Origin of the sequence: Winogradskyella sp. (assembly GCF_013213975.1) — a bacterium.
In the GTDB taxonomy this organism is placed as follows: domain Bacteria; phylum Bacteroidota; class Bacteroidia; order Flavobacteriales; family Flavobacteriaceae; genus Winogradskyella.
This window is the reverse complement of sequence record NZ_JABSST010000045.1, coordinates 1-12,472: the sequence shown is the minus strand read 5'-3', so window position 1 is coordinate 12,472 and position 12,472 is coordinate 1. Positions and strand designations below refer to the sequence as shown.

General features: G+C 35.8%; 9 protein-coding genes and 1 pseudogene. All 10 read right to left on the bottom strand.

Features of this window, described 5'->3' with window-relative positions:
* Nucleotides 1-61 precede the first annotated feature (61 nt).
* Complete coding sequence (locus HRU49_RS08500; RefSeq protein WP_296356133.1) at nucleotides 62-952, bottom strand: glycosyl hydrolase family 17 protein; 891 nt, start codon at nucleotides 950-952, stop codon at nucleotides 62-64.
* Between the two features lie 17 nt (nucleotides 953-969).
* Nucleotides 970-1,884: a glycosyl hydrolase family 17 protein gene (locus HRU49_RS08495; protein WP_296356131.1), complete on the bottom strand. Its 915-nt coding sequence runs from the start codon at nucleotides 1,882-1,884 to the stop codon at nucleotides 970-972.
* Between the two features lie 20 nt (nucleotides 1,885-1,904).
* Nucleotides 1,905-3,296: an MFS transporter gene (locus tag HRU49_RS08490; protein ID WP_363146531.1), complete on the bottom strand. Its 1,392-nt coding sequence runs from the start codon at nucleotides 3,294-3,296 to the stop codon at nucleotides 1,905-1,907.
* Entirely contained in the window at nucleotides 3,297-3,470 is a 174-nt protein-coding gene (locus HRU49_RS14730; RefSeq protein WP_363146529.1) for a hypothetical protein, read from the bottom strand.
* 15 nt (nucleotides 3,471-3,485) lie between these two features.
* Nucleotides 3,486-4,931, bottom strand: coding sequence for a glycoside hydrolase family 30 protein (locus HRU49_RS08485; protein ID WP_296356130.1), 1,446 nt, complete (start codon nucleotides 4,929-4,931; stop codon nucleotides 3,486-3,488).
* 48 nt (nucleotides 4,932-4,979) lie between these two features.
* Nucleotides 4,980-6,272, bottom strand: a complete 1,293-nt coding sequence (locus HRU49_RS08480; RefSeq protein ID WP_296356127.1) for a glycosyl hydrolase family 17 protein — start codon at nucleotides 6,270-6,272, stop codon at nucleotides 4,980-4,982.
* 11 nt (nucleotides 6,273-6,283) lie between these two features.
* Nucleotides 6,284-9,739 carry a hypothetical protein gene (locus HRU49_RS08475; RefSeq protein ID WP_296356125.1) on the bottom strand — a complete coding sequence of 1,152 codons (3,456 nt, stop codon included), beginning with the start codon at nucleotides 9,737-9,739 and terminating at the stop codon, nucleotides 6,284-6,286.
* 97 nt (nucleotides 9,740-9,836) lie between these two features.
* Nucleotides 9,837-10,682 carry a PKD domain-containing protein gene (locus tag HRU49_RS08470; RefSeq protein WP_296356123.1) on the bottom strand — a complete coding sequence of 282 codons (846 nt, stop codon included), beginning with the start codon at nucleotides 10,680-10,682 and terminating at the stop codon, nucleotides 9,837-9,839.
* An 11-nt stretch (nucleotides 10,683-10,693) separates the two neighbouring features.
* Nucleotides 10,694-11,545, bottom strand: a complete 852-nt coding sequence (locus tag HRU49_RS08465; RefSeq protein WP_296356121.1) for a glycoside hydrolase family 16 protein — start codon at nucleotides 11,543-11,545, stop codon at nucleotides 10,694-10,696.
* A gap of 27 nt (nucleotides 11,546-11,572) precedes the next feature.
* Nucleotides 11,573-12,472: pseudogene (locus HRU49_RS08460) on the bottom strand (carbohydrate-binding protein); the annotation flags it as partial.

Sequence of the window (12,472 nt, the reverse complement as noted above, 5' to 3'; positions counted from 1 at the left end):
TTTGATTGTAGTGGTAATGTTGTGTTGTAGCTCTAAAATCAGTACTGTAATTTTCTATAAGTCAGTATTTCAATTTTTCATATTTATCCCAAATACCCCAAAAAGCGCCAACGTCACCTTCCCCTCCAACCTTCCATGTCTCGTCAAAAGATGAAAAATAAAACATCTCTATATTCTCTTCTTGTGACCAATTTTGAGTATTGATAAAATATTTTATTGCGTTTTCTTCAGAAGGAAAGGCTCCTTGTAAACTTGTACCTTCACTTGGCCATCCTGTTTCAGTTATAATTACCTTTTTACCTTTCCCTGCTCGTAAACATTTATGATACATATCCTTGATGTAAAGTAAAGCATAATCGGCATCACAGCCTTCCCAAAAGGGGTAGCAATTAGCTAATATAACATCACACGCATCTGTAATATCTGGCCGCTCTTCAAACTCGTAATACGCATCGACATAACCAACTGGTACTTTAATATCTGTTAAAGCATCTTTTACACTGTATATATTATTTAATAGTTGTTCTTCGGTCAGATCCCCCCTGTATAGCACTTCGTTTCCCACAGCAGCTATATCTACAAATCCTTTATTGGCAAGTTCAATAAGACTTTTTACCTCTCTTTTGTTCTTTTCGGGATTACTTCCTAACCAAGCCCCAGTTAAAGTACTCAAGCCCATTTCCTTGGCAATTATAGGGATTAGTTCATTGCCCTCGGTACAAGAAAATGAGCGAATCCACTTGGTGTAAGGTTGTATTAGTTTCAGGCGACGTCGGATTTGGTCTTCTGACAACTGATCGCCAGGTTCTTGTCCTTCTTCATAAGGACTAGAACATAATCCATGTATACCAGATTTTAAGGTTTTTCTAAATACTTTCCTTAAGTCTACAATACTCTTACCTTCAAAATTTAAAGATGCTAACGCAAAATGTTTTTCTTGCCTAAACGACATATCAATTAAACAAATTGTTAGAATTTGAGTTGCTCGTGCTTATCCCAGAGTCCCCAATATGCTCCAACTTCGCCTTCTGGTCCAACCTTCCAAGACTCATCAAATGAAGAGAAATAATAGATTGGTATATCGTTTTCTCTAGTCCAACGTATAGCATCAATAAAATACTTCATAGCCGACTCAGGACCAGCAATCGCACCTTTAAGACCTCCACCTTGACTAGGCCAACCTGTTTCAGTAATAATAATTGGTTTTCCTTGAGCAGCATCAACAACTTGGCCATACATGGCTTGCATATGACCCAAAGCATACTCAATAGGACAGCCTTCCCAATACGGATATAAATTAGCCAAAATCACATCAGAGTGTTCAACAATAATTGGATGTCTCGAAAACTCATAATACGCATCAACATAGCCTACAGGCACACCTGTGCCTTTAAGCGCATCTTTAACACGTTTGATGTATCCTACGAGTTCTTCTAAAGTTAAATCCCCTCGATAAAGCACCTCATTACCAACAGCAGCAACATCTACATAACCTTCTTTAGATAATTTTATTAAAGCCTCTATTTCCGCTTCATTATCATCTTTATCATCTCCTAGCCATGCCCCTACTAAGGTATTAAGTCCATGTTTTTGAGCCATCATAGGAACAAACTCATTCCCCTCTATACATGAAAATGAACGTATAGCCTTGACATATGGTTTTAGTTTTAATACACGGCGTTCAACTTGTTCTATACTTATATCATCCCCTGGCTTTTGACCATCTTCGTACATACTAAAGCATATACCGTGAATACCCTCACCAAGGGTCTTATGCCACAAGGCTTTTAATTCAGTCTCTGAAATCTCATTAAGATTTATTCCCGGTATGGTTTTTTGACTATACCCACTTTTTTTGAAGTAGTACCCTTCTCTGTAAGACATTATTCTTCTTTATTAAAAATTTATAATTCGCCTCTTCTTTCTATTAACTCTTTCTTAATTTCTCTTGCACGTTCCTCTGAAAGACTATACTTCCACATTACCCAAACTGCTAAAGCTGCTGTTGCAGAAGGAACAATTATATCTGCAATCCTAAGATTATTCATTGTTTCTATAGATTGTTCAGTAACATTAGGGTCGAAACCAACAATACTTAAAATGACACCACCTAATACTAAGGCAATAGACTGACCAATCTTAACCATTAACCAATAAATAGCACCAAACGTTCCTTCCTTTCTCGGCATTCCATTTTCTAATTCATCTAAGTCGCATACATCTGCCGTCATACTCATCATTAAGGTGAACAACCCACCCATTCCAAATGCAAATAAAGGAATTGGAACAAAGATTAACCATGGTACTTCAGTTCCAGGATCAATACTAAACCAAGACATCCCAACGCTGTCAAGCATTGGGTTCAAAGATTCAAAAATAGAACTTACGCCAGAGTTTAAACTTTCACCAAAACTCGTGTCATTAAATTTGTCATTCAAGTCTTTATCAAATCCCCACCATTTTAAGATGTATCCTATAATTGACAACACAGTAGATATAATAAAGGCATTCTTTTTACCCCATTTACTTGCCATTCTTGAAATAATTGGAATTACAATGAAGGCAGTTATCATAGCATTGATAGTATTAAACCATGCAGGCCATGTTCCCGCTAATTCATAACTTCCATTGTACATGTAAAAAACGATAATAAAGACCCCAAAAGCTGCTACTAATTGAAATCCATTAAATACTAAAAATGTTGCACCACATAACTTCATAAATGGTTTATTCTTAGAGACCTGAACTATACCTGCTAAAAGCTCTTTCATGTTCGCAGCTAAGGTCTTAAAAGTGATTTCTTTCCTGTTCTCCATATTTGCAGAGTCTATACCTTTACAAAACAGTGCTGGCAATATCCCGAAAACAACACACATTACACCTACAATTAAGGCCATTGTGCGGACACCCTCCGTCTGGGTATTAAAGGTTTCTGTATCAGGAATAATAACATACAACCATGGCACGATCATCCAAGCTATTTGACCCATTGTATTTGAGAATGCCATTAATCTGGTTCGCTCATTGTAATCTGAAGTCATCTCATATCCAAGTCCTACCAACGGTGTTGCAAACATAGTATTACCGATTAAGAACAAGAGTTGAAGAATCATTACGTGCCATATAATATAACTTTGTGAAGCATCATCATCTAATTGCCACATTAAGAAGAAAAGAATTCCGCTAATGACTGCACCGACAAAAATGTAAGGTCTTCTTCTTCCCCATTTAGACTTTGTATTATCCGAAATGAATCCCATAATTGGATCTGTAATGGAATCGAAAATTCTTGGCAATCACCCCAAAAACCCTGCCCACAAAGGGTCTACACACCAAGCTGTTATAAGAAAGAATTGAAGAAATACACCTAATGTTCCAGGAAGAATATTTATAATAAAATGTCCTGCACCGAATGCTGATTTCTGACCAATAGGTACTTTATTTCTTGATGATGTTTTAACGTCTGACATAGTATTAGTTGTTAGTTACTTTGTTGGTATTATTATCGTTTGAATAGCCTGACCGTTAATTGCTATTCGTTTTGTCTCACCATTTAGACTTAAATTAAATTGTTTATTTTCATTGCCTTCATTGAATACAACCACTGCTATAGAACCATCTGAATTTTGTGCCGCAGTGATCTGTAAATCTTTATCAGAATGATCAATACCAATGACTTCTGCATTAGGTCTTATGTATTTACTGAAGTGCGCCATAGTGTAGAACAAAGGAGTCATGTAAACGTCATCTGCCTCCTCGTCTACGATGATTGGTGCGGCACACCAATTCTCAAACCAATTAGGGCCACCTTGTCTATTTAGAACCATATTCCAATCGACCCATCCATCAACCCAATTATTAAGACACCCTATAATGTCCCTAGCATAACGGTTTACAGGGGCATATTTTGGATGTAAGTACTTTTGGTCTTCGGGTGCCCAATCCCAGCCCCAGTCTGTAGCTTCTTTTTTCCAATACCAAGCATCGTCCTTCCATGCTGGCACCTCTTCATCAATACATCCTTCTGTTTCAATTAGATATTTTTCCGGAGCCTTGTTATGTGCATACTGTAATTCTTCAGGAAAGACTTCATAAGTACTTTCATACCAATGAATCGCCATACCATCATAGTATTTTGAGGAGGCTTCATTAGCATACATAACATCAGCCCATTCTTTTATCCCTGCTCTATTTTGGTCATATCCTAATATCACTTTATCACCATACCCATCGGTTTCTAATCTAGGTCCTAAATGGTGTTGCACAAAATCCGTCATTTCTTCTGGTGAAAAATGCATGCTCTCCCAATTGTTACCATTGCCATGAGGTTCGTTCTCTACTGTAAATCCCCAAAGTTCTATACCCTGTTCTTTATATGCATCTAGGTATTTTGAAAAAAACAATGCCCAAGTCGGATAATATTCTGGCAACAACTTTCCTCCAACCCACTCCTTGTTATCTTTCATCCAAGGTGGTGCTGTCCAAGGTGAAGCAAACAATTTAAAACCTGCTTTAGAAATGGCATGCGCCTCCTTAATCATTGGTATGAGATCATCCATATCTTCTTTAACTGAAAAATCCTTTAATTCTTTATCTTCAGTTGGGGTGTATGAATATTGACTTAAAGAAAAGTCACAAGAATTCATATGTGTACGGCAAAGTGAATAATTAGCTCCATCTTCTGAAAAATAAGCTCGTAAAATAAGATGACGATTCTCCTTACTCAATTTATTTAACAAATAAGCTGAAGATTCCGTGAACGCACCACCAAAACCAGTAATCTTTTGATACTTTTTGTTCGGATTAAGCGTAATCGTCGAAGGTGAATCAGCCTCTGGAAACTCAGAAATTTTCTTCAATTTATTTCCACTGGCAGAGGTCTCATAGACTTCAACCAATAATTCAGTCTTCTCTTCAGTTTTACAACTCATAATCGTAATTAAAATGCAATAAAAACTTAGTTTAATTAATTTCATACGCTATCGATTAGTCAATATTTCTTGTTCCGTTGGAGGCACCAAAACATCTTCTAACAACAGATTTTTATTTCCATTAAATGTCTTAGTTATTTGGTTTCCACCACGGGTTAAACCATTGAATATGTCTTGATCTACAAGGTCCCAAATAGGGTACTTTGCTTTACCATCAATTGTAAACAATCCAAAGTGATTTTCTGAACCTTTCGCGTTGTTTGCATCCTTCCATTGCTCATTGAAAGCTTCAAAGTAAAAACACGATATGCCAGAATGATTCGTCCATCGTCTCATTGCTTTATAATACAAACCTTGTTTGTACTCATCAGTAGCTCTTGACCCATTATTACCATAATGGCCATTGGAAATTGTTGCCCATCCTGTTTCACCTATATGTATAGGTTTATTAATACCTATGCTCTTCATATAATTGGTAACACTGTCGTATTGTTCTTGTGCAAACTTTAACGCACGTTCCATGGCCATTTCAATTTTTGTAGAATCTGGCATATTTTTATGCGCTTCCGGAATACCCCAAAACTTAGGATTGTAATGAGAATTATGGTATGGATATGTATGCATAGAGATATAATCAACAGCCTTTATTAAATCATTTAAGTCCTCGACATGATACTCAGCTGATCCACCACCCCATGATGAAAAGTCATCTGAACTCGTAATCCATAAATCACTTGGCAATTGACCTTCTTTTTTAAGTTTTTGAAGGTGGTTAACCCATTTTAAAATAACTGCTGGCTGAACATAATAAGAGGTTGCCCATTTTACCATGGCTTCATTACCTACTGCAATAACCTTAACGATATCAGGATATTTATTTGCCAGTGCTACTGCTCTTTTAATCTCACCCTCATTGTTTGGACTTTCAACATGATGATTTGGCACCTTCTCTGTCCAAGCATTTAAGCAATCTATCCATGCCCCTAGCATCACATACATTTCAAACTCAGGATCTTCCTTTTTAAGTTCTGAAATAGCTTTTAATACATTAGAAGCATGCGGCAATTTTGGTTGAACATTATACGTTCTCAGTACTTTAATACCCATTGCCGACATTATTCTTAAATCCTCTTTCAACTCTTTAATTGAGGGTTGACTGTCTCTAGATTTTTTCCTGTATCCACCATAAGAAATGGCTAAGTAGTCCGGATTTCCTAATATATCTTTTGCTGTCACGTCCTTCATGATTTGGTTTATGACCGATTGGTTCTTATCGGTATTATTACAAGACATCAGGCATACACATACAATACTTAGTAATACAATTGATATCTTATTCATAACTATCGATTTTATTTTAAATAACTTTCTTTTATTTGTGCAATAACCTTTACTACTTCACCTGTTCGTTTGAAAATTGTCTCACTTATTTCATTATTTATGCGAAGTCCTTGGAAAGATTGAGTGTGTCCATCCTTAAATGTAATCTCTAACCCATCGTTATCTGCTATTTCATAGACAATTGGTACTTGACAATAAGTGAATCCTAAAGCGTTTGTATTTAAAGTGATTGTTTGTCTTTCTTTGGAAATATCAATGTATTTGAACTCTTGCGGTTCTGTAAAAAACTCAACCTTTCTTAACAAAGAAGGATTAAAATAGAGCTGACCATTAGACACAAACACTCCAAGTTCTCCAAAGCGACTCAGAATATCCTCTTTTACTTGACCAGTCATACCAGGTTGCTGGGCTCCCTTTCCTCCTGGTGTATGCGAATAAGGATCTGTTGGAAAAGCACCATATAATTCAGGCGACTTATGAACACCTATTCCAGCATTAATTTCGTAAAAATGCTCAAGAAGGTGGCCTATTACTACTTTGTCTTCATCCTTATTAATAGCTTCTATACAACATTCTTCTACGGCTAATAATAACTTAGACACCATGTGCCAATAGATAGAACCTAAACCCTCGTAACCATAGAACGTACCTGATCTTCCCGTAAACGCTTTATGATTGAACACATCCTCAAACACCTGTAAAACTTTATATGAATCTTTTTCAATTAATGCTCTGTATTTTGAATCTTTTAAGCCATTTAAGGCTTTTGAAAGATCATCAGCATTTTTGAAATTACCATTGAAATGATATTCTCCATAAACGTCTTTTTCAATTACCTCTAAATTACCGTCACGGACTAATTCTTGTAATAAATCAGATGCTACAACTGCACGTTCAGGAATCGTATTTCTATCTAAGAAACCTTTTAATTCTCTATATGGATAAAGCAAATAGCTGTATTGATCTGGTCTAAAGAGTTTGCTAGCCTTCATTGCATTAAGAACATCTAATACTTCAGAAGCATTTAAATATCCAGAACTCAGCACAGCAACTTGACCTTCTAACATTTCACTTAAGTAAGAAATAGAAACTGAATCATCGTCATTAACTGTCATTAAGTTGTAGGCATGATATAAATTATCTGAACGCTTATTTGCTCTTATAGCGTGCTCTAAAAATGCATTGCTTATGCTCACAAGGTCTTTTAAATGCTCAAGCGCTAATTCTACTTTACGACCTGTAAAGGCACCATTATAAATACGCTCTCTGTAGGCACTACCTGCCTGACCGAGACCATCCAAAATTTGTTTCTTCTTTACATCATTTATAGCACCGGTGAGGCTGTCTTTATGACCTTGAAGCGTTTCTAATACTGCTGTAAAAAAATCTGAAATTTCAACAGAAATGTTAACTCCCTCTACCGATGTATCTGAAAGCAATTCTTCAAAGAATTTAAAAAATCGTCTCAGATAATAAAGAGTCACCATGGATACACCATTCCCAACTAATGCATTATTGGCATCATTCCATTCTGGTCGCTGTGTATTCATCCAAATACCACCTTCTGGAATAAAATTAGATAGCTTTGCTAATGTCGTTGCTAATATTTTTTCTATAAAATTTGCCTTAACTATGAATCTATTTTCATCTCTTAATAATGCACCATCAGCTCCCAACTGATCGCGTTCTTCTCTAATTTTATGATCTAATTCATGATCAAAAACTATAGTATCTTTTGGATCTTTTAGAAGATCCTCATAAGGTTTAATTTTATACGGAACATTTGCATAAACAAATAGATCCTCATTAAAAAATGACTCTAATTTACCTGGTTTATGATTTTGGATAAATTCTAAAAACTTCAACAAGTAAATAATTTGATGGTCTCCCCAATAACCTATGTAAGACCAAGGATCATCTGGTTCTATGATTTCCCAATCAAATCCTCCTTTTGTTACACGATAAGGGTTGTAGCCATCGAAAGTCGTTGCATTTAAGAATTTATGAATCATACTTTCAATAAACTCAGGATAAGAATGCGCTAGCGCCTCCCAATTTTGAAAAATATCTCTCCAATTACCCTCATAGTCTAAAATCTTAGATCCATCTATTTCGCTTCGTGTATTAATTGAAAACTTATTCCAAGGACGACTAGGATCCCCATGTCGACGACTAAACTTTAACGGCATATATTCCAAACATAAGCGTCTGAAATTTTTATCATCACTGCTGTAAGCAATTTCCTGAATTTGAGATAACGGAAATACTTCTGGTAAACTTTCAATTATTGGCTCTGTGCTTCTTGATACTTTTTTATTGGCATTAGCTAAATACTTCTTAAAATCCCATTTCTCGATTTTATAGCCATCATCAAAAATTCCACCACGCATAATATTGAATAAGGTATTCGCAAAATGCCTTGTATCTCTTAAACTATCTGCAGACTTTTGAATACCATCGGATGCCGCATTCAAATCCATTAAATTGAGAGTACCTAACTCAATATCTTCATTTACTTTAGATCCTAAGCTTTTATCCTCTCTTATTTGTTTTAGTAATAAGGCAATATCCGAATGATCTTGATTGACATTTGCAACAAATATCCACTCTTTGTTAGATTTTGGAGCAATCTCAATATCAGTTGACACAAAGTATGCGCCTTTTTCAGCCTTTATATCAGTTTCTTGGTTTACAGCATTTCCAGATCTAAAATTGTCTAGTTGTAAAGATGACAAAAGATAGGTAGGTCTTTCTAAACCCCAAGACCATACGATATTAGCCTTTAATGCTTCGCTTGCTTCTGCTTTATCTACTAAGATAGCACTCAATGCAAAAATTCCTAACCCTGTAGTGTCCTCGAGTTCATTTCGCTTGTAAGCATCTACCAAATTACTAGATTGATTCTGAATATCACTACCTATACTTGCAGGCACAATATTTTGAAGCCCGTCTAATAATGTTACGCTAACAGACTCACTGTCATTATTAATTAACTTAGACGTTTTTACAAATCCAAATGTATCACTTGAACTCCACTGATATCTGAACGTTAAATCCAAATTATGATTTACTTCTTCAAAAATAATCTTATCACCATAGATACTTTTATAAAGATTTCTGGTCGTTTTATAATCCCCTAGAGATCTTACAGCTAGAGGCTCCCACATGTATAGATGACCATTTTTATGAATTTTAAAGACAGTCTTACTACCTGTTATATCCGCGGATTCTGTAATTTTATCATCCGTATAATATGGAAACAAAGAAAATTCTGCGTTCTTACGGCCTGCAGACAACCCACCATTGCTCGATATGAACATCCAGTGGTCTGAGTCACTAACAATGCTCATAAAAAATGGGCGCATTTCGTTACTATTGGAAATTTTGAAAAATCCTTCGTTACCGATAGTAACTTTAGTCAGGGTAATATCTTTTTCCTCTTTTATATCTCTTAAATCTGCATTCATTGTCATCAAAAATGCTATCGCAATTGAGTTTAGTTAGTTTGAATATCAACAATTTTGGCTTTAATCACAGACTAAAGCCAAATTGTTATGAAGTATTTTATTGCTGAATGATATCATCGAAATAATACACATCACCATCGCATGGAGTGTTTCTTTCGAAATAAATGATCATACTCTTGTAAGTACCTATATTTACATCTGAGAAATCAAAGGTGATCTCTTGCCATTCACCCAATTGTGTGATACTAGCTACGCGATCTTGAGAAGGTTCAGTATCTGGAAATGGTAATCTCTCCAGTCGTAAGGTTACGTCTGTAACTTGATTTTCGGCAAATACTTTCATTGTAAATACTTTATCCGTCGTAGGATCCGTAAAATCTAATTGGGTTTGTAATTCTATACCAACTCCAGACCAAGTTTCACATCCATTGAACTTTTCATACTTATAGACATTACAACTTGGGTTAATACCCGTTTCAAATGAAGGATTAGTTACTACTGAGCCGCCAATATTTCCAAAAGCGTCAAAAACAGCACTTCCATCAGTAGATAAGAACGTCCAATTTAAATTACCGTTAGCCGCATCGATATTTTCTTCAGTTTCATCATCACAGATAGCGACATTTATAGTAAATGTTTTCTCAAAAGTATCAGCATCACCACTATCATTGTAAGCAGTTAAAGAAACCGTAAACGTCCCATTTTCATAGGTCTTGATTGGACTTGCTAATACAGACGTTGTTCCATCACCAAAATCCCATGCATAAGAAGTAGCATCATTGGAAATATTATTAAATGTTACTGTTCTCAATTCAACATCTGTTGTAAATCTTGCTTCGAGACCAATAAGGTCAACACCACTCTCATTGTCTTCACAAGATGAAGCAACTAGCGCAAGCCCTATAAAAAATATTTTGGCTATAATTGATTTTAAAAATTTCATTTTTCTAGATTTTAGTTATAAACTCTTACGTAATCGACATACATTGTCTGTGGAAACATAGTATCTGCATTCGGTGGTCCTGGCAAGTTTCCACCAACAGCCATGTTTAAAATCATATAGAACTCGCGGTCATCAAAAACCCATTCACCTTCTCCGTTAGTCTCTTCTTCAACATCTGCTGGTTTTAAAGTTTGATATAATTTATCATCTACGTAAAAATTAATAACGTTAGGAGTCCACTCAATACCGAAAATGTGAAAGCCTGTATCAAAACGATCGGCGTCTAATACATATTCTTTAGATATAGATTCACCACCAGAATATTGAGGTCCATGAATAGTTCCGAAGATTTGTGTTGGTTCATCACCTAAATACTCCATAACATCAATTTCTCCAATTTGAGGCCAGATATCGCCGTTGCTATCATCACCCAATAACCAGAACGCAGGCCATAACCCTTGACCTGTCGGTAATTTTACTCGGGCTTCAAAACGACCATACTTTTGTTGAAATAGACCTTTAGTAATTAATCTTGCAGAAGTATACCCTGAGCCCTCGAAGGACTCTTGTCTTGCAGTTATTTTTAGAACTCCGTTCTCAACACTAACATTTTCAGGTCTATCGGTATAATATTGGAGTTCATTATTCCCCCAACCTGGTATACCCTGAGCCGTTCCATCACCAATTTCGAAAGCCCATTTAGACGCATCTGGTGCTCCATCAACATCAAAATTATCCTCCCAAACCAAATTGGATAATGTAACAACTTCTTGTGTTTCATCTAAGTCACAGCCCAGCAAACTTACAGTTAATACAAGGGCTGTGAGATATAAGCTCAATTTATATGAAAACTTTAAATTCATAATATTTTTATTTAATAGTTGTAGTAATTATTCGTTGTAGTAATAAACATTATCAACCCAAATATCTGATATAGTCGCATCTGATATAAAGAATAATTGTCCTAAATTTCCAAAGTCCACTGAACCAGAAAAACTAGATAATGGAATATCTAAACTAGCCCAACCATCAGCATTAACATTTCCTAATGCTGCCGAATTAAGAATAAAACTTCCATTAGCCGTAGGACCAGCAAAGGTGCCACTTTCAAGTTCTAATCGAATAAAGTCACTTGGATCGAGTGTTTCTCTCACATTAATATCAATATGCAAATGTGTAGCAGAACTTGCGTCGACCAATTGAACTGTTTCATAAGTTCCAATACTCACAAAATTTAGTTGCGTGTAATTAATAATATTATCTAAAGAACCATCGGGCAAAGTGCCTTGGATATCAACATTATTAGGATCTGATCCTGCACCACCCTGAGTGGTTAGAAATGGCTCAAAAAAGCCATTATAATGTCTTACAGGCACATTATTGTAAGCGTCACTGAAAAGCGAAACTACGTTGGCTTCATCTCTTGTTGGAACAGGAGCACTTGGGAATAATCCATTAGATGTTATTTCCAAAGATCCTGTAGCCTGTACGTTATTTAATATCGCCGTGATTAAAGTTGTTCCAGAACTCCCAACCACAGACACTAAACCAGCTTCACTAACTGTCGCTACCGAAGGGTTTGAATTAAAAAAATCAAAATAGCCTGGAGCAAAATTTTTATCTACATTTTCTCCTTTTGCCAAATTAACAGTTTGACCTATACCATTTATTTGAATATTAGAACCAATAAATGCTTGGACAACACTATTATTTCCATTTAAAATCTCAGTACTAACGGCAAGATTAGTTCCTAGCTTTTCGAAACGAATTTCATCGAGCCAATAAGTCCA